Here is a 19,132-nt window from a genome sequence, read left to right as displayed (position 1 = left end):
TAGTGGCCCAGGTCAAACGTATCCGCCGCAACGTCAGCGGTATCATCCTGCTGGACAAGCCGCTGGGGTTCACCTCCAACGCGGCACTGCAGAAGGTTCGCTGGCTGCTCAACGCCGAGAAGGCCGGCCACACCGGCAGCCTCGACCCGCTGGCCACCGGCGTGCTGCCACTGTGCTTCGGCGAGGCGACCAAGTTCTCGCAATACCTGCTCGATTCCGACAAGGGTTATGAAACCCTGATGCAATTGGGCAAGACCACCAGCACGGCGGACGCCGAAGGCGAGGTTTTGCAGACTCGCCCGGTGACCGTTGGTCGTGCCGATATCGACGCGGTGCTGCCGGATTTTCGTGGTGAAATCAGTCAGATACCGCCCATGTACTCGGCCCTCAAGCGTGATGGGCAGCCGCTGTACAAGTTGGCTCGTGCAGGGGAAGTAGTGGAGCGCGAACCGCGTTCTGTTACTATTGCGCGCTTGGAATTGCTCGCCTGTGAAGGCGATACTGCCCGACTGGCAGTGGAGTGCAGCAAGGGCACCTATATTCGTACCCTGGTAGAGGATATCGGTGAGCGGCTCGGTTGCGGTGCGTATGTCGCCGAACTGCGTCGGACCCAGGCCGGTCCTTTCAGCCTGGCCCAGACGGTGACGCTCGAAGAGCTGGAAGCCGTGCATGCCGAAGGTGGCAACGAGGCGGTCGACCGCTTCCTGATGCCGTCGGACAGTGGCCTGCAGGATTGGCCTTTGCTCAAGTTTTCCGAGCACAGCGCGTTCTACTGGCTCAACGGCCAGCCAGTGCGTGCTCCGGACGCGCCGAAATTCGGCATGGTCCGGGTACAGGATCACAATGGTCGCTTCATCGGTATCGGTGAAGTGAGCGAAGACGGGCGCATCGCGCCGCGTCGACTGATTCGGTCAGAATGACCGGACGAGGGTGGCTGTCAACAGGCACGGTCACTACTCTTTTATAAATGCGGGGATTTGTCCCCGGCCTGTTGAAACTGTCCCTGGATGGTTTCCTGATATAAGGATTGCCCACATGGCACTCAGCGTTGAAGAAAAAGCTCAGATCGTTGCCGACTACCAGCAAGCTGTTGGTGACACTGGTTCGCCAGAAGTGCAAGTTGCACTGCTGACCGCCAACATCAACAAGCTGCAAGGTCACTTCAAGGCCAACGGTAAAGACCACCACTCCCGTCGTGGTCTGATCCGCATGGTAAACCAGCGTCGTAAGCTGCTGGACTACCTGAAAGGCAAGGACGTGACTCGCTACAGCACCCTGATCGGTCGTCTGGGCCTGCGTCGCTGATCCAGCGATTGCGCTAGAGGTTGGTTGTCTGTCCTGTGTCAGTGGGTTTCCCACCGGCATGGGGCAGGCTCCCAGCCTCAAGTTTTATCTGGAGTGCCGGATCATTACGAAAGCTGCCCCGCAGGCCGTTTTCGTAATGATCCAGGACCGGGTCGATGCCCGGTACTGGCCAAGGATTTCGCAAGAAGCCAGTTCCCCCAAGAGCCACAAAGAAGGTAGGACACCGTGAACCCGGTAATCAAAAAATTCCAGTTCGGTCAGTCGACCGTAACCCTCGAGACTGGTCGCATCGCTCGCCAGGCTTCCGGCGCAGTGCTGGTCACCGTTGACGACGACGTCAGCGTGCTGGTGACCGTTGTTGGTGCCAAGCAAGCCGATCCGGGCAAGGGCTTCTTCCCCCTGTCCGTGCACTACCAGGAAAAGACCTACGCTGCCGGCAAGATCCCTGGCGGCTTCTTCAAGCGTGAAGGCCGTCCTTCCGAGAAAGAGACCCTGACCTCGCGCCTGATCGACCGTCCGATCCGTCCGCTGTTCCCTGAAGGTTTCATGAACGAAGTGCAGGTTGTCTGCACCGTCGTCTCCACCAGCAAGAAGACCGATCCGGACATCGCGGCGATGATCGGTACCTCGGCTGCCCTGGCTATCTCCGGTATCCCGTTCGACGGCCCGATCGGCGCCGCTCGCGTAGCTTTCCACGAAAGCACCGGCTACCTGCTGAACCCGACCTACGAACAATTGAAAGCCTCGAGCCTGGACATGGTCGTGGCCGGTACCTCCGAAGCGGTACTGATGGTCGAGTCGGAAGCCAAGGAACTGACCGAAGACCAGATGCTGGGCGCGGTACTGTTCGCCCACGACGAATTCCAGGCCGTTATCCAGGCCGTGAAGGAACTGGCTGCCGAAGCGGCCAAGCCAACCTGGAGCTGGGCTCCGCAAGCCGAAGCCAGCGAGCTGCTGGGTGCCATCCGCGCCGAATTCGGCGAAGCGATCTCCCAGGCCTATACCATCACCGTCAAGGCCGAGCGTTATGCGCGCCTGGACGAGCTGCGCGAGCAGGTCGTGGCCAAGCTGTCGGGCGAAGAAGGCCAGCCTTCCGCCGGTGAAGTCAAAGCCGCTTTCGGTGAAATCGAATACCGCACCGTTCGCGAAAACATCGTCAACGGCAAGCCACGTATCGACGGTCGCGACAACCGCACCGTGCGTCCGCTGAACATCGAAGTCGGTGTTCTGCCGAAGACCCACGGTTCGGCCCTGTTCACCCGTGGTGAAACCCAGGCGCTGGTGGTTGCCACGCTGGGTACCGCCCGTGACGCGCAACTGCTGGACACCCTCGAAGGCGAGAAGAAAGACCCCTTCATGCTGCACTACAACTTCCCACCGTTCTCGGTTGGCGAGTGTGGTCGCATGGGCGGTGCTGGCCGTCGTGAAATCGGTCACGGCCGTCTGGCCCGTCGTTCTGTCCAGGCCATGCTGCCAAGCGACAGCGACTTCCCGTACACCATCCGCGTGGTATCGGAAATCACCGAGTCCAACGGTTCCAGCTCCATGGCTTCGGTCTGCGGTGCTTCCCTGGCCCTGATGGACGCCGGTGTACCGATGAAGGCGCCAGTGGCCGGTATCGCCATGGGCCTGGTGAAGGAAGGCGAGAAGTTCGCCGTCCTGACCGACATCCTGGGTGACGAAGACCACCTGGGCGACATGGACTTCAAGGTAGCCGGTACCGCCAAGGGCGTCACCGCGCTGCAGATGGACATCAAGATCAAGGGCATCACCGAAGAGATCATGGAAATCGCCCTGGGCCAGGCCCTGGAAGCGCGCCTGAACATCCTCGGCCAGATGAACCAGGTGATCGGCCAGTCCCGTAGCGAGCTGTCCGCCAACGCCCCGACCATGATCTCGATGAAGATCGACACCGACAAGATCCGTGACGTGATCGGTAAAGGTGGCGCGACCATCCGTGCGATCTGCGAAGAGACCAAGGCTTCGATCGATATCGAAGACGACGGCTCGATCAAGATCTTCGGTGAGACCAAGGAAGCGGCCGAGGCAGCTCGCCAGCGCGTCCTGAGCATCACTGCAGAGGCCGAGATCGGCAAGATCTACCTGGGCAAGGTAGAGCGCATCGTCGACTTCGGTGCCTTCGTCAACATCCTGCCGGGCAAGGACGGTCTGGTGCACATCTCGATGCTGAGCGACGCTCGCGTAGAGAAAGTCACCGACATCCTGAAGGAAGGCCAGGAAGTTGAGGTGCTGGTGCTGGACGTGGACAACCGCGGCCGTATCAAGCTGTCCATCAAGGACGTCGCCGCTGCCAAGGCATCGGGCGTCTGATCGACCCTGCGCCTCGTGTTGAAAAGGACCCTTCGGGGTCCTTTTTTCATGGGTGATGGAAAGTGGTGGGCATTCAGCGGATTGCTGGCAGAAAGACGCTGCAACTTGCAAGCCCGGGTGAAGGCCTGTCATGCAATCTGCACGATCACTGTTTTTGGCTTTTTCATTAACTATTTGATTTTTAAGGAATTTATTTCTTTCTGAAAATTGGCACAGCGCCTGCAATATTCAGGTAACCCTGCTGCCAGGACACGGCGCAGATTTTCCAGAAGAACAGGAGTGACTCATATGAAAAAGTTCGCTATCGCTACCGCAGCTGCCACCGCTCTGACTCTGACCCTGGCCAATGCTGCCTTCGCGGCTGAACAGACTCAGGCTTCCAAGCCGATGATGATCGCCGCCGGTGAAGTCACCAAGGCCAAGGAAGAGACCTCCGATACCTGGATCACTACCAAAGTCAAAGCTGACCTGCTGACCGAGAAAGGTATTCCTGGCAGCGATATCAAAGTCGAAACCGAGAAAGGCGTCGTGTCGCTGTCTTCGGAGAAGAAGGTGACCTCGGCCCAGAAAGAGACCGCGGTGCATATCGCCAAGAACATCAAGGGCGTGAAAGGCGTTACTGCCGAAGCTCTGAAAACCGAGTAAGCCTGGAGTTTCGCCGGAACCGGCAGTAGGGACCAACGGATGAGTGTGTAGTCCATCCGCTGGACCCTGAGGTTCATGCGACGGGTCACAGGGATGTGACCATTACAGGCCTCGGCGTTTTGCGTCGGGGCCTGTTCTATTTTGGGGGCGGTAAAAGCTTCGCGGGCAAGCCTCGCTCCTACAGGGTGTGTTGCACACCCTGCGTGCACATACAACTCTGTAGGAGCAGGGCTTGCCCGCGAATGGGCCCTGAAGATCAGCCGCGGCTCAAGGGCTGCGGGTACTGCGGATATCCACCAGCTGGCCGCCCTCGAAGCGCAGCGACTGCTTCATGCCACCGCTGGGCGTGTAGATCCATTCCTCGACCTTGACTCCGTCCCGACGGTTGCCGTGGCGCACCTCGATGTAGCCCTTGTCGATCACCGCCACCGGCTGGCCACACTTGGTGGTCACGTCGTAGGTGCTGTCGCCGTAGCTGATCAGGCCCTTTTCGCAACGCAGGGTGGAGGCGTGGGCCTGGCCTGCCATCAACAGGATGGCCGCCAGGCTGAAGATGAAGCGTTTTGGCATGGTTACTCGCTGTCCAGGTGCAGGGGGGTAACGACGCGGCCATCACTTTCGGCATCGCCGATGGTGGCGTCGATGAAGTACACACGATCGTCTGCCAACTGTCCCTTGTCCACCAGGAAGTCCTTGATGCTGCTGGCGCGATCCTGGCCCAACTTGCGCAGGAGCACGGTGTTGCCGCTCCAGTTCTTCAGCACGCCGTCGCGCAGCTTGGCGGTGCGCTCGTCGCGGCTCAGCTGTGCCCATTCAGCCGGTGGCTGCTGTTTGATCAGGTTGCGGTAGATGCCTTCCAGCATCGGAGCCTTCTCGTCTTCCGGCACCTGCAGTTGTGCCGCCTGGGCCGGGACCTTGTCGCCACGACGCTGGAGCATCTTGTAGTAGGTCGCCTGGTACTCGCGCTCCAGGCGCTGCTGGGCGATCAGCATGCCGTCGCTGCTCTGGGCGCTGGTGCCTTCGATTTCCAGGCGCAGGTTGGGCCGTTCTTTCAGTGCGTCGGCCAGTTTGCTCAGTGACGATTCGGCGTCCTTGCTCAGGTCGCTGGAGCCTGGTGCAAACGCGACGTTGCTCAGGTCCTGGGCATCACCACCGGCAATCAGGCCGCCGATGAACTTGAAGGGCGCCGCCGCCGCACGGACGATCAGGTTACGCAGGGTCTGCCAGACGATCGGCATTACGCTGAATTGCGGATTGTTCAGGTCGCCGGAAACCGGCAGCTCGATGGAGATCTTGCCATCGACGTCCTTGAGCAGGGCAATGGCCAGCTTGATCGGCAGGTCGACGGCATCCGGGCTGTCGACTTTCTCGCCCAGTTGCAGTTGCTCGACCACCAGCTTGTTCTCGGCCTTGAGCTGGCCCTTGGTGATCAGGTAGTGCAGGTCGAGGTTGAGCCGGCCCTTGCGGATGCGATAGCCGGCGAATTTGCCGGAGTAGGGCGTCAGCGTGGTCAGCTCGACACGCTTGAAGCTGGTGGCGATATCCAGGCTGGCCATCGGGTCGAACGGGTTCAGTGCGCCCTTGATGGTCACCGGCGCATAACGGTCGACCTTGCCCTTGACGTCGACGTCCGCCGGTTTCGCCTGGCGGCTGTCGATGGTGCCGATCTGGCCGTTGAGCTGCTGGATGGCGGTGGCGAAGTTCGGCGTCAGGCTGAAGTCGGCGAAGTTGGCCGAGCCGTCATTGATGGCGATACCGCCGATATGGATGCCCAGCGGCTTGCTGTTCGACGGCGCCGGCTTGGCGGCGGGCTTCCTGCCACTGCTGGCGGGTTGCGGGATCAGCAGGTCATCGACGTTGGTGGTGCGGTCGTCGTTGATCATGAAGCGCGCGTAGGGCTGGTACAGGCTGACCTTGTCGATCGACAGGCTGTCACCGTGCTGGTAGTTCAGGCCGTCCACCTGCAGCTTCTGCCACTTCACGAAGTCCCGGCTCTTGAGGGTGTCGAGCGTGTGCATCTGGTCGACCTGGGCTCGGCCGGTAACGCTGAAGGCCAGCGGGTCGACGCTTTTCAGGTTGACGTCGAGGTCGCTACCGAGCATGCCGCTGCGTACTTCCAGGCGGATGAACGGCTCGACGTAGGCCTGGGCCACCCGCAGGTCGATGTCCTTGGTGTTGACCTTGAGCTTCGCGCTGATGGGGCTCAGGTTGACCTGGCCGCTGGCGAGGACCTTGCCCTGCTTGCCCAGCCCGGTATCGAGCTTGAGGGTGAAGGGCGACTGGTTGAGGCTGTCGAAGTTCTGCAGGTCCAGGTTCAGTGGGCCGACCTCGAGCGCGACCGGTGTCTTGTTGGCCCGGTCGGCCAGGTGCACGCGGTAGTCACGCAGTTGCACGTCCTTGAGCAGCACCTGCCAGGGCTTGCTCGGTGCGGCAGGCGCAGGTGGCGGCGCGTCGGCGGTGGCTGGCTGCGGTTTCTTTTCCTCGGGCTTGGCCGGTTGGCTGGCGAACAGTTTCTGCCAATCCAACTGCCCGTCGGCTTCGCGGGCGGCCCAGGTTTCCAGTTTGTTGCTGTGGATCTTGCCGACCACCACCTGTTGCTTGGCCAGGTCGACGGTGGTTTCGCTCACGTCCAGGCGCTCCAGGCGCGCCAGGGGACGACCATCAGGTGCCTTGATGGCGAACGGGGCAACGCTGACCGAGGCGTTGCTCAGCTGCATCTCGGTTTCCTTGGCGAGGCTGAGCTTGTAGTCGGTGCTGAGGTTCAGGATGCCGTCTTCGAGTACCAGCGGCAGGGCGTCACGTACATACGGCCACCAGAGCTTCATCTTGCCGTCGGTGACTTTCAGCGAGCCTTCGGAGGTGATCGGCGCCAGGCTGAAATTGCCTTTCCAGTCGATTCGCCCACCCTCGGGACCAGCGGCCACCAGTACCATGTCGGCGCTGTCGTCGGGGAGGGTGCTGAGGTGTTTCAGCTGCAGGTCCAGCTTGTCGTAGAGGAATTCGATGGGCTCGCTGGGGCGCAGGTCCTGGAAGTGCACGTAGCCACCGGCCAGGGTGATCTGGTCGACGCGTACCGGGAACGGCTTGGCGTTCGGATCGGCCGGGGTCGGTTCGCTGGCGGGCAGCTTGAACAACTGCGCCAGGTTCAGCGTGCCGTCCTTGTTGAAGATGATTTCAGCGTGTGGCGTGTCGAGCTGGATATCCGCCAGGTGCAGGGCGTGTGTCCAGAGGCTGTCGATCTGCAGGTTGACGTACAGGCGTTCGAACGACACCTGCTCCTTGCCCGGCTCGCCGATGTTCAGGCCCCACAGCGTGACCTCCAGGCTGAACGGGTTGAGTTCCAGGCGCTGGAGCTTGGCCGGCACCGTGGCGTAGTTTGCCAGCTGCTGGTTGGCGATGCGCAGCACCACGCCCGGCAGGATGAAAAAGCCCAGCACGGTGTACAGCGCGAGGACGGTCAGCAAGGCGCCGAGGGCGCGTTTCAATCCTTTGGACATGTGATGCGTCGTCTTTCTCAGTCGGAGGTGCCTTGGAGTATGGCACGCGTTTATGGTTGCGAAGCAATCCCCTTTTTTCTTCGCAACCCCCGGTTTTCTGGCGTCATTTCTAGAGCTGGAGGATCAGGGTTTTCAGTGGTGGCTGGCCGTCTTTGGACGGGAAGTCCCCGGCCGGCTTGAGCACCTGCCAGTCGCGGACCGGGCGGCCGGCTTTTTCCGCACAGCGCAGTACCTGCTCGCGCCAATCGTCTAGGCTGACCTTCGCCAGGTTGTTGCAGCAGATCAGCACGCCGTTGTCGGCCGTGGCCAGCAGGGCCGGCTTGAGCAGGCTCTGGTAGTCGCGCAGCAGGTCGACGGTGCCGAAGGCGCTCTTGGCCCAGGCGGGCGGGTCGAGCAGTACGAGGTCATACTGGCGTTGTTCCAGGCGCGGATAGCTCGGCAGCTTCTGGCCCCGACGCTGGGCAATCGGCAGCCCGGCCAACTGGCGGATGGCCGGGAAGTAATCGGATTGCACGAACTGCATGGCGGGCAGCTCAGGGTTGAGCTGCCCGTTCTCGCGACCCACCGCCAGGTTGCCTTCGGCGAAATCGAGGTTGCAGACCTCCCGCGCCCCGCCGGCCGCAGCGCTCAGGCCGACGCCACAGGTGTAGGCGAACAGGTTGAGCACGCTCTTGCCACGGCTGTGCTGCTTGACCCAGCCACGGGCATTGCGCAGGTCGAGGAACAGCAGTGGGTCCTGGCCGGCGTGGCGACCGCGAACACGGTAGTTGAGGCCCCACTCATGACCGACCAGGTCGACCAGGGCGTTTTCCTCGGCGCGATAGACAGCATCTTCCCGGTCGACCCGCGAATTGCCCCGCGAGCGATCGTTGTAGACCAGCAGGGTTTCCAGGCCCAGTGCCTGGTTGACGGTGGCGTGCGCGTCCAGCAGCGAGTCGCGATCCAGCGTCTGGTGGAAACTCTGCACCATCAGTTGCGGACCATAGCGGTCGATGGTCAGGCCACCGGCGCCCTCCTGGCTGCCATGGAACAGCCGATAGCAATCGGTGCCCTGGGCATGCAGTTCGGCCAGCAGGTCCTGGCGTTGATCGAGGGCGGCGCGCAGCGCCTGGTTCAAGGGAGACATGGAGCGCGCCTTGGGTCGGAATTGGCGGGCGATTCTACCAGCCTTTTGCGCCTCGATCCCGCCCGTCGCCCCCGCAAGACGGGGGCTGGGAGTGGTTTTCGTTTCGCCGCTCAGTGGTTCAGGCGCTGGCCGATCAGGTTCTCGACCACGCTCGGATCGGCCAGCGTCGAGGTGTCGCCGAGGCTGTCCAGTTCGTTGCAGGCGATCTTGCGCAGGATGCGCCGCATGATCTTGCCCGAGCGGGTCTTCGGCAGTGCCGGTGCCCACTGGATCAGGTCCGGCTTGGCGAAACTGCCGATTTCCTGGCTGACATGGGCCAGCAGTTCCTTCTTCAGGGCCTCGTTTGCCTCGATGCCGTTCATGGGCGTGACGAAGGCATAGATGCCCTGGCCCTTGAGGTCATGGGGATAACCGACGACAGCGGCCTCGGCGATGCTCTCATGGAGCACCAGGGCGCTTTCCACCTCGGCCGTGCCGATGCGATGCCCGGAGACGTTGATCACGTCATCGATCCGCCCGGTGATCCAGTAGTGGCCATCCTCGTCGCGACGCGCCCCGTCGCCGGTGAAGTAGTAGCCGGGGTAGGGCTTGAAGTAGGTATCGACCATGCGTTGCGGGTCGCCGTAGACGCTGCGGATCTGTCCCGGCCAACTGTCCCTGATGACCAGTACGCCACTGCCGGCACCGCTGATTTCCTTGCCTTGTTCGTCAAGCAGCACCGGTTGCACGCCGAACATCGGCTGGGTGGCGCAGCCGGGCTTGAGTTGCCGGGCGCCGATCAGCGGGGTGAGCATGATGCCGCCGGTCTCGGTCTGCCACCAGGTATCGACGATGGGGCAGCGTTGCTCGCCGACCACGTTGAAGTACCACTCCCAGGCCTCCGGGTTGATCGGCTCGCCAACGCTGCCGAGCAGGCGCAGGCTGGCCCGGGAGGTCTGCTTCAGCGGCTCGGCACCCTCGCGCATCAATGCCCTGATGGCCGTCGGGGCGGTGTAGAAGATGTTCACCTGGTGCTTGTCGACCACCTGCCAGAAGCGCGAGCTGCTCGGGTAGTTCGGTACGCCTTCGTAGATCAGGCTGGTGGCGCCGTTCGCCAATGGGCCATAGACGATGTAGCTATGGCCGGTGACCCAGCCGACATCGGCGGTGCACCAGAACACCTCGCCCGGACGGTAGTCGAAGACGTGGCGGAAGGTCATCGCCGCCTGCAGCAGATAGCCGCCAGTGGTGTGCAGCACACCCTTGGGCTTGCCGGTGCTGCCGGAGGTGTAGAGGATGAACAGCGGGTCCTCGGCGGCCATCGGCTCGGGCGGGCAGTCGTCGCTGATGCCATGCACGGCCTCGTGGTACCAGATATCCCGTCCTTCGAGCCAGGGCACGGGGCTTTGGGTTCGTTGCACCACCAGCACGCTGCTGACCTGTGGACAACTTTGCAGGGCCTTGTCGACGTTCTGCTTGAGCGGGATGTACTTGCCGCCGCGTACGCCTTCGTCGGCGGTGATCACCGTCTGGCAGCCGGCATCGAGGATGCGGTCGCGCAGGGCCTCGGGCGAGAAGCCGCCGAACACCACCGAGTGGATCGCACCGATCCGCGTGCAGGCGAGCATCGCGTAGACCGCCTCGGGAATCATCGGCATGTAGATGCAGACCCGGTCACCTTTCTTCACGCCACGCTGTTTGAGCACGTTGGCCAGCCGGCAGACGTGATGGTGGAGCTTGCGGTAGGTGATCTGCGCCGACTCGGCGGGATTGTCGCCTTCCCAGAGCAGCGCGGTATCGTCACCGTGTTCGGCGAGGTGGCGGTCAATGCAGTTGTAGCTGACGTTCAGTTGGGCACCGTCGAACCAGCGGGCCTGGCCGGTGCGCAGGTCGCATTGGCGCACCGTGTGCCACGGCTTGATCCAGTCGAGAAAGTGCCTGGCCTGTTCGGCCCAGAAGGTGTCGGGGTGGTCGATCGATTGTCGGTAGAGCCGCTGGTAGTCGTCCTGGCTCAGTTGGGCGGCCTGGCGGGTGGCTTCGGCCTTGGGGTATGTGCTGATATCGAACATGGCGATTCCTTGTTCTTGTCTGCGACAAACTCAAGGGTGCGCCCTGTTGAGGCGGGGTTCAAGCGGATAAAAGGCCGAATATCGCACCTGCAGGAGCAGGGCTTGCCCGCGAAGAGGCCGGTCAGAGCGCTGATCGTTCCCACGCGGAGCGTGGGAACGATCGAAGCTTGACCGGGAACAGTGCCTATCAGCCGCGATGACGACCGCGGAAGTAGTTGATCAGGCCCTGGGTCGAGGCGTCCTCGGCGGCCGACTCCTCGCTGCCGGTCAGGCGGTTGTAGACGCCCTTGCCCAGCTCCTTGCCCAGCTCCACGCCCCACTGGTCGAAGGCGTTGATACCCCAGATCACGCTCTGCACGAAGACCTTGTGCTCGTACATCGCCACCAGCGCACCCAGGCGACGTGGGCTGATGCGTTCGACCACCAGGGTGTTGCTCGGACGGTTGCCCGGGATCACCTTGTGCGGGGCCAGCTTCTGCACGTCGGCTTCGCTCATGCCCTTTTCACGCAGCTCGGCTTCCGCCTCGGCGCGGGTCTTGCCGAGCATCAGTGCCTGGCTCTGCGACAGGCAGTTGGCGTACAGCCACTGATGGTGGTCGGCGACCGGGTTGAAGCTGACGATCGGCACGATGAAGTCGGCCGGGATCAGTTGGGTGCCCTGGTGCAGCAACTGGTGGTAGGCGTGCTGGCCGTTGCAGCCGACGCCACCCCAGATCACCGGGCCGGTATCGGTCGACACCGGCGTGCCGTCCTGGCGCACGCTCTTGCCGTTGGATTCCATGTCCAGCTGCTGAAGGTGCTTGGTGATGTTGCGCAGGTAGTGGTCGTACGGCAGGATCGCATGGCTCTGCGCACCCCAGAAGTTGCCGTACCAGACACCCAGCAGGGCCAGCAGGACCGGCATGTTCTGTTCGAACGGCGCGTTCTGGAAGTGCTGGTCCATGGTGTAGGCGCCGGACAGCAGTTCCTTGAAGTTCGACATGCCAATCGCCAGGGCGATCGGCAGGCCGATGGCCGACCACAGCGAGTAGCGGCCGCCGACCCAGTCCCACATCGGGAAGATGTTCTCTTCGCGGATGCCGAAGGCCACGGCGGCGGCGTTGTTGCTCGATACCGCGATGAAGTGCTTGTACAGCTCGGCCTCGGAACCACCTTGGGCCAGGTACCAGGCGCGGGCGGCCTGGGCGTTCTTCAGGGTTTCGAGGGTGTTGAAGGATTTCGACGAGACGATGAACAGGGTGGTCTCGGCGCGAATCTTCGCCGACAGCTCGTGGAATTCACTGCCGTCGATGTTCGCCAGGTAGTGGCAACGAACGCCCTTGTGGGTGTAGGACAGCAGGGCCTCGGAGACCAGCTCCGGGCCGAGGAACGAGCCACCGATACCGATGTTCACCACGTCGGTGATCGGCTTCTCGGTGTAGCCGCGCCACAGGCCGTCGTGGATGCGCCCGACCAGCTCGGTGATCTGGTTCAGCACCTTGTGCACGTCGGGCATCACGTTGACGCCGTTGACCAGCAGCTTGTCGCCGACCGGCCGGCGCAAGGCGGTGTGCAGGGCCGGGCGGGCCTCGGACGAGTTGACCGGCTCGCCGGCGAACAGCGCCTTGATCGCGCCTTGCAGGTCGACTTCATTGGCCAGGCCGACCAGCAGGTTGCGGGTTTCGCTGGTGATCAGGTTCTTGGAGTAGTCGAGGAACAACCCGCAGCTGCTGAGCGTGAATTGGTTGAAGCGCTGCGGATCGGCATTAAAGGCTTCGCGCATGCTGAAGTTGTGCATGTTTTCGCGGTGTTGATTCAGCGCCTGCCAGGCGGGCAGAGCGGTCACGTCGTGAGGAGTGCGGTAGTACGCCATCGCTGCGGATTTCCTTTTACGAGAACTGCCTTTTGGACATTTGGCTTTTTTGGACACCAGAAACGCCGGATCGTCCTGCTCTTGTGGTAGGCAGTGTCCGGCAATCTGCGTCGGCACGGTTGGGAGACGCAGCGCGATTACAGTAAACCTCGCGCTGGCATCTGTCTTGGCTTTGTCTGACCTTTTCCCGGTACTTTTTCGCACTTACCCCGGTTTTCCCCTGGTGGGCGAGTGGTTGCGAAATCGTCTGGAAGTCCACGTGCGGCGGCAGTTTGCCCGAACCCTTGGGTCCGGGCAATCGCTGCTCAGGCTGGCGTGTCGAGGTTCAGGTGCAGGTTGTCGATCAGGCGGGTAGTGCCGAGGAAGGCGGCGACCAGAATCACCAGGTCACGGTCCTGCGCGGTGGCCGTGCGCAGGTTCAGGGCGTGGCGGATTTCCAGGTAGTCCACGCGCAAACCGGCACTCTCGATCAGCTTGGCCTGCTCCGCGAGCAGCTTGGAAAAATCGCGTTCGCCCTGTTCGATGGCCGTGGCGATCTGGCTCAGGCTGCGATACAGGGCCGGGGCGGCAGCACGCTCGGTTTCGCTGAGGAAACCGTTGCGCGAGGACAGCGCCAGGCCGTCGGCAGCGCGCACCGTCGGCTCGCCGATGATCTGGATCGGCATGTTCAGGTCGTGGACCAGGGCGCGAATCACCGCCAGTTGCTGGAAGTCCTTCTGGCCGAACACGGCCAGGTCCGGCTGGACCATGTTGAACAGCTTGCTGACCACGGTCGCCACGCCTTCGAAGTGCCCCGGCCGACTGGCGCCGCACAGGCCTTCGGACAGTTGCGGGACGCTGACCCGGGTCTGCCCGGCCATGCCGTCGGGGTACATCTCTTCCACTGTCGGCGCGAACAGCAGGTGGCAGCCGGCTTCCAGCAGCTTTTCCTGATCGGCGGCGAGGGTGCGCGGGTACTTGTCGAGGTCTTCGTTGGCGCCGAACTGCAGCGGGTTGACGAAGATGCTCGCCACCACGAAGTCCACGCGTTGCGCAGCCTTGGTCACCAGCGCCGCATGGCCGGCATGCAGGTTGCCCATGGTCGGCACGAAACCGATGCGCTTGCCTTCGCTGCGCGCGCGGGCGACGGCGGCGCGCAGTTCACGAACGGTCTTTACTGTATTCATGCCGAAAACCCGTGTTCGGTCCCAGGGAAAGTCACTGCCTTGACTTCGCTGACGTAGGCGCCGATGGCGGCCTGGATGCTGGTCTGGCCGGCCATGAAATTCTTGACGAACTTGGGCACGCGGCCGCTGATGGAGAGGCCGAGCATATCGTGCAGCACCAGCACCTGGCCGTCGGTCGCACTGCCGGCGCCAATGCCGATGACCGGAACCTTCACCGCCTGGGTGATCTCTGCCGCCAGGTCGCTTGGCACGCACTCCAGCAGGATCATCGCGGCACCGGCCTGCTCCAGGGCGATGGCGTCGGCGCGCATCTGGCGGGCCTGGGCCTCGCCGCGGCCCTGGACCTTGTAGCCACCGAAGATGTTCACCGATTGCGGGGTCAGGCCCATGTGCGCACACACCGGTACGCCGCGCTCGGCCAGCAGGCGAATGGATTCGGCCAGCCAGGCGGCGCCCTCGACCTTGACCATGTTGGCGCCGGCCTGCATCAGCTGGGCGCTGTTGTGCAGGGTCTGTTCGACGGTGGCGTAGGCCATGAACGGCAGGTCGGCGACGATGAACGCGCCCTGGTTGCCGCGCTTGACGCAGGCGGTGTGGTACGCGACTTCGGCCACAGTCACTGGCAGTGTGCTGTCATGCCCTTGGGAAACCATGCCCAGCGAATCGCCAATCAGCAGCACTTCGACACCGGCCTCGCAGCTGGTTTGGGCGAAAGTGGCGTCATAGCAGGTCAGCATGGTGATTTTCTCACCTTTCTGCTTGAGGCTTTGCAAGGTGGTCAGGGTAATGTCTGGCATGAAAAAGTCCTCTTCAGGCGCCGTGCAAATTACTGCGAGTAACGCGCGTGATTCGTCATTTATACAGGCGCACGTTCTTCTGTCGTGCTTATAAAGCCTGGATTGCGCCCTTTAACGCCGCAGGGGCGGCAATGGGACGCCTATAGTCGTGAGGAGGACTGGGGAAGTCAATCGTATGTGTTACCGCAATGTTACGGTAGAAGTGTTACCGCTGTGACTGATGCGATTCAGCACGGGACGACAGGCCGGGGAGGGAACGCTTTACCCGTAGGAGCGAGGCTAGTCGGGGCGCTCCCGCAGGGTTACGGGGCCAGGCGTTCCACGCCGACGAACGGACATTCGGCCAACAGCTCCTGCAGGCTGCGGCCATCGGCCAGTTGCAGGTCGGCCGGGGCCAGTTCCGCCAGTGGGTAGAGCACGAACGCGCGGGCCTGCATGTGATAGTGCGGGACCTTCAAGCGCGGCTCGTCGATCAGCCGGTCACCGAACAGCAGGATGTCCAGGTCCAGCGTGCGCGGGCCCCAGCGCTCGTGGCGTTCGCGACCCTGGTCGAGCTCGATGCGCTGCAGGGCGTCGAGCAGTTCCAGGGGCGGCAGGCGACTGTCGATCGCGGCTACCGCGTTGGTGTAGCGCGGCTGGCCTGGCAGCAACGAGTCGCTCTGGTAGAACGCGGAAACACCGGCCAGTTCGCTATCCGGCAGTTGGGCCAGGGCCTGCACCGCGTTGCGCAGTTGTTCCGCCGGGTCGGCGAGGTTGCTGCCCAGTCCGATATAGACGCGCTCCATCAATTCACTCTTCCGAACCGGCGGTGCGCTTGCGTTTGCCGGCGTTGCTGCGCCGACGCTTGCGGGGCGCGCCACTGCTGTCTTCCTTGCCGCTGAGGTCGCGGATCATGTCGCGGCGACCGGCATCGGTGGCGTCCTGGTAGTCGGTCCACCATTCGCCGAGGCCGTCGGTCTGCTCGCCCGCGGTTTCACGCAGCAGCAGGAAGTCGTAGCCGGCGCGGAAGCGCGGGTTGTCCAGCAACTGGTCGGCCCGTTTGCCGCTGCGGCGCGGCAGGCGTTCCTGCATGTCCCAGATCTCGCGGATCGGCATGGTGAAGCGCTTGGGGATCGCGATGCGCTGGCATTGTTCGCTGATCAATTCGTGAGCGGCTTCCTGCATGGCCGGAATCGGCGGCATGCCGCGCGATTGCAGGCGCAGCACCCGTGCTGGCAGCGCCGGCCACAGCAGCGCGGCAAACAGGAACGCCGGGGTGACCGGCTTGTTCTGCTTGATGCGCAGGTCGGTGTTGATCAGCGCCTGGCTGATCAGCGTGTGGGTGTAGGTCGGGTTGTGTTCCAGGGCCTCGAAGCTGGCCGGGAACAGCGGTTCGAACAGGTTCAGGTCGACCAGCATCTCGAAGGTGTCGGCGGCATGGCCGGAGAGGAACAGCTTGAGCACTTCCTCGAACAGCCGTGCCGACGGGATCTCGCGCAGCAGTGGCGCCAGGTCGCGAATCGGGGTGACGGTGTGGCGTTCGATGCCGAAGTCGAGCTTGGCGGCGAAACGCACGGCCCGCAGCATCCGCACCGGGTCTTCCTGGTAACGGCGGGTCGGGTCGCCGATCAGGCGGATCAGCCGGTTGCGGATGTCGTGCACGCCATTGGCGTAGTCGAGAATGCGCTCGCTGACCGGATCGTAGTACAGGGCGTTGATCGTGAAGTCGCGGCGCTGGGCATCGTCTTCCAGTGTGCCGTAGACGTTGTCGCGCAGAATGCGCCCGCTTTCGTTACGGGACGACTGGTTGCTGTCTTCCTCGTCCTCGTCCTGCGGATGGTTGGCGCGGAAGGTCGCGACCTCGATGATTTCGCGGCCGAAATGGATGTGCACGAGCTTGAAACGCCGCCCGATGATGCGGGCATTGCGGAACTCGGCCCGGATCTGTTCCGGCGTGGCGCTGGTGGCGACGTCGAAGTCCTTGGGCGTGATGCCCAGCAGCATGTCGCGCACGCAGCCGCCGACCAGGTAAGCCTGGTAGCCGGCGTTCTGCAGGCGCTCGACGATATTCACCGCGTACCGGCTGAACTGGGCCTTTTGCAGCGAATGCTGGCTGCTGTTGAGCACTTCAGGGGTACTGCGCTTGTGTGGCGTTCGACGCACGGGAGAACGGAATGACTGGAACAGCTTCTTCAGCATGGGATGCACTGTTTGAAGGAATATTCGGCGAGCACGGATAATGGCCGCATGATGGGCGGGGATTCTAGCATTTAGTCGAGGGATGGTGTAGGACGCTGCAGGACGACTGTCCTGGATGGGCTCAAGGCCTTGTAGTGCGGGGCTGATCGAGGCAGGAAGGGGATGTTGCGGAAACTACAAGGGGAGCTCGAGGCTCCCCCAGAAGTAGTTGCGTGCTCTTTTTATTATGGTTGCGGGCTTTTTGTTTTTGTTGATCGCCCTGTGTCACAGGTCTTCCCTGTGACGCCTCCCAATCGGGAGTCAAGAGCAAACGGATTGCTTTGGTCGCTGTGTCGTCATGATCCGTGGATCCAATCAGTTCGGGCTCTGCTTCGAGTGCAGTTTTTGTTGTTCTCGGCCTGATCGTGGGGCAAGCCCCAAATACAACGCCTCTCCAAAAGAATCAGTTAGCTGCGCCTCCGCCGTTTTGTTCTTGTTATGCGTGAGTCGATTCGTCTTATTTTTATTGTCTTGTACGTCGCTTGTTATTGTTCTTGTACCAAACATATAGCAGGTGCCGTGCCAACTTTTGCGATCTCCAGTAAAACCGGGGCTTTCGACGGTTTTCCAGCTTTTCGGAGGCGAAAAAAAGCCGGGCTTTCGTTACCGATAGACCCGGCTTTTGTTACGTGAAAAATCTGAGGTAACAGTTTTTTCACATCCAAGGGTGTTACCTGTGGGGCTGTGCCGCTCAGCTTTCGCTGGTTGCCCCGGTCTTGCGCCGCGGGATACCCAGGCGCTGGCGACGTTCCCACAGGCACTTGCGGCTGACGCCGAGCTTGCGTGCCAGCTCGGTCTCGGTCATGTGGTCCTGGTGCTCGAGGACGAAATGCTGGAAGTAGTCTTCCAGGGACAGGTCCTCGGTCGGTTCGTGGCTGCTGTTGGCCGCGCTGCTCGGCGCTGGCGCCAGGCCGATGAATTCCTCTTCCTCCAGGTCGCCCAGCTCGATGTCGATACCCAGCAGGTCCGCCGAGATTTCCGGGTTCTCGCACAGAATCACCGCGCGCTCGACCGCATTCTCCAGCTCACGGACGTTACCCGGCCAAGAGTAGTGGCGGATGGCTTGTTCGGCATCGGCGGCGAACTTGAGGTCGTTACGCCCGATGCGGGCGCTCTGGCGGGCGAGGAAGGCGTTGGCGATTTCGTTGACGTCTGCACCACGTTCGCGCAGGGCCGGCAGTTTCAGTGCAATCACGTGCAGGCGGTAATACAGGTCTTCACGGAACTGGCCGATCTTGGCCAGGTTCTTCAGGTCACGGTGGGTCGCGGCGATCAGGCGCACGTCGACCTTCTGCGACTGTACCGAACCGACCCGGCGGATCTCGCCTTCCTGCAGCACGCGCAGCAGGCGCGCCTGGGCTTCCAGTGGCAGTTCGCCGATTTCGTCGAGGAACAGCGTGCCGCCGTCAGCCGCCTCCACCAGGCCGGCACGACCGGCGCTGGCGCCAGTGAATGCGCCTTTCTCGTGGCCGAACAGCTCGGACTCGATCAGGGTTTCCGGGATGGCCGCGCAGTTCACCGAGATCATCGGGGCCTTGGCCCGCTTGGACAGGTTGTGCAGGGCACGGGCCACCAGCTCCTTGCCGGTCCCCGACTCGCCCTGGATCAGCACGTTGGAGTCGGTGGGCGCGACCTTGCGGATCTTGCCATAGAGGTCCTGCATCGGTGGGCAGGAGCCGATGATGCCGATCTCGCCGTTGCTGTTGCCGCCCAGGGATTTCTCCGCCGCGCCAGCGCTCTTCGGTGCGCTGCGCTCGGCCGGAGCCGCCTGGCCGTTCTGGCGGTCGCGCAGGATGCGCGCGACGGCCTGCAGCATCTCGTCGTGGTCGAATGGCTTGGCGATGTAGTCCACCGCGCCCATCTTCATCGAGTCGACGGCCGAACGCAGGCTGGCGTAGCTGGTCATGATCAGCACCGGCGTGCCCTGGCCGAGCTTGATCAACTCGGTACCCGGCGCGCCGGGCAGGCGCAGGTCGCTGACGATCAGGTCGAACGAGGGGATGCTGAAGCGTTCCTGGGCTTCCTGTACCGAGCCGGCCTCGCTGACCTGGTACTGATTGCGCTCCAGCAGGCGGCGCAGTGCGGAGCGGATAATGGTTTCGTCTTCGACGATCAAAATGTGCGGCATTGATTCGGTTCTCTCGACGG

14 protein-coding genes are annotated in these 19,132 nt (G+C 62.6%); 4 read left to right on the top strand and 10 right to left on the bottom strand.

Translation table 11 applies throughout. From position 1 onward, the window contains the following. Nucleotides 1-2 precede the first annotated feature (2 nt). From truB to HU752_RS28640, 4 genes are all read left to right on the top strand, one after another. On the top strand, nucleotides 3-920 hold the full coding sequence (gene truB, locus HU752_RS28655; protein ID WP_186687446.1) for a tRNA pseudouridine(55) synthase TruB: 918 nt from the start codon (nucleotides 3-5) through the stop codon (nucleotides 918-920). Between the two features lie 115 nt (nucleotides 921-1,035). Further along, a complete protein-coding gene (gene rpsO, locus HU752_RS28650) occupies nucleotides 1,036-1,305 on the top strand; it encodes a 30S ribosomal protein S15 (RefSeq protein ID WP_017904137.1) in 270 nt (89 codons plus the stop codon). 225 nt (nucleotides 1,306-1,530) lie between these two features. After that, nucleotides 1,531-3,636, top strand: coding sequence for a polyribonucleotide nucleotidyltransferase (gene pnp / locus HU752_RS28645; RefSeq protein WP_186687431.1), 2,106 nt, complete (start codon nucleotides 1,531-1,533; stop codon nucleotides 3,634-3,636). A gap of 288 nt (nucleotides 3,637-3,924) precedes the next feature. Continuing rightward, a complete protein-coding gene (locus tag HU752_RS28640; RefSeq protein ID WP_186687424.1) occupies nucleotides 3,925-4,281 on the top strand; it encodes a BON domain-containing protein in 357 nt (118 codons plus the stop codon). A gap of 267 nt (nucleotides 4,282-4,548) precedes the next feature. Here the strand turns inward: HU752_RS28640 and HU752_RS28635 are convergent, their stop codons facing one another. From HU752_RS28635 to HU752_RS28590, 10 genes are all read right to left on the bottom strand, one after another. Next, nucleotides 4,549-4,851 carry a DUF2845 domain-containing protein gene (locus tag HU752_RS28635; RefSeq protein WP_186687422.1) on the bottom strand — a complete coding sequence of 101 codons (303 nt, stop codon included), beginning with the start codon at nucleotides 4,849-4,851 and terminating at the stop codon, nucleotides 4,549-4,551. 2 nt (nucleotides 4,852-4,853) lie between these two features. Further along, a complete protein-coding gene (locus tag HU752_RS28630; RefSeq protein WP_186687420.1) occupies nucleotides 4,854-7,778 on the bottom strand; it encodes a DUF748 domain-containing protein in 2,925 nt (974 codons plus the stop codon). Between the two features lie 109 nt (nucleotides 7,779-7,887). Further along, complete coding sequence (locus HU752_RS28625; RefSeq protein ID WP_186687418.1) at nucleotides 7,888-8,904, bottom strand: class I SAM-dependent rRNA methyltransferase; 1,017 nt, start codon at nucleotides 8,902-8,904, stop codon at nucleotides 7,888-7,890. A 110-nt stretch (nucleotides 8,905-9,014) separates the two neighbouring features. Further along, nucleotides 9,015-10,952, bottom strand: a complete 1,938-nt coding sequence (gene acs / locus HU752_RS28620) for an acetate--CoA ligase (protein ID WP_186687416.1) — start codon at nucleotides 10,950-10,952, stop codon at nucleotides 9,015-9,017. Between the two features lie 187 nt (nucleotides 10,953-11,139). Then, nucleotides 11,140-12,804 carry a glucose-6-phosphate isomerase gene (gene pgi / locus HU752_RS28615; protein ID WP_186687414.1) on the bottom strand — a complete coding sequence of 555 codons (1,665 nt, stop codon included), beginning with the start codon at nucleotides 12,802-12,804 and terminating at the stop codon, nucleotides 11,140-11,142. 305 nt (nucleotides 12,805-13,109) lie between these two features. Next, nucleotides 13,110-13,970 (bottom strand): pantoate--beta-alanine ligase, encoded by an 861-nt coding sequence (gene panC / locus HU752_RS28610; protein ID WP_186687412.1) that lies wholly within the window; start codon nucleotides 13,968-13,970, stop codon nucleotides 13,110-13,112. Next, nucleotides 13,967-14,767 carry a 3-methyl-2-oxobutanoate hydroxymethyltransferase gene (gene panB, locus HU752_RS28605; protein WP_186687409.1) on the bottom strand — a complete coding sequence of 267 codons (801 nt, stop codon included), beginning with the start codon at nucleotides 14,765-14,767 and terminating at the stop codon, nucleotides 13,967-13,969. The genes panC and panB overlap by 4 nt, the downstream gene beginning before the upstream one ends. A 302-nt stretch (nucleotides 14,768-15,069) precedes the next feature. Beyond that, nucleotides 15,070-15,552, bottom strand: coding sequence for a 2-amino-4-hydroxy-6-hydroxymethyldihydropteridine diphosphokinase (gene folK, locus HU752_RS28600; protein ID WP_186687406.1), 483 nt, complete (start codon nucleotides 15,550-15,552; stop codon nucleotides 15,070-15,072). A gap of 4 nt (nucleotides 15,553-15,556) precedes the next feature. Next, entirely contained in the window at nucleotides 15,557-16,945 is a 1,389-nt protein-coding gene (locus HU752_RS28595) for a polynucleotide adenylyltransferase PcnB (RefSeq protein ID WP_186687403.1), read from the bottom strand. 730 nt (nucleotides 16,946-17,675) lie between these two features. Further along, nucleotides 17,676-19,112: a sigma-54-dependent transcriptional regulator gene (locus HU752_RS28590; protein ID WP_186687401.1), complete on the bottom strand. Its 1,437-nt coding sequence runs from the start codon at nucleotides 19,110-19,112 to the stop codon at nucleotides 17,676-17,678. Nucleotides 19,113-19,132: the final 20 nt, after the last annotated feature.

It is taken from the genome of Pseudomonas vanderleydeniana (assembly GCF_014268755.2).
Taxonomy (GTDB): Bacteria; Pseudomonadota; Gammaproteobacteria; order Pseudomonadales; family Pseudomonadaceae; genus Aquipseudomonas; species Aquipseudomonas vanderleydeniana.
Note: the sequence above shows the minus strand (reverse complement) of the source record. Positions and strands in the feature narration are given on the sequence as shown.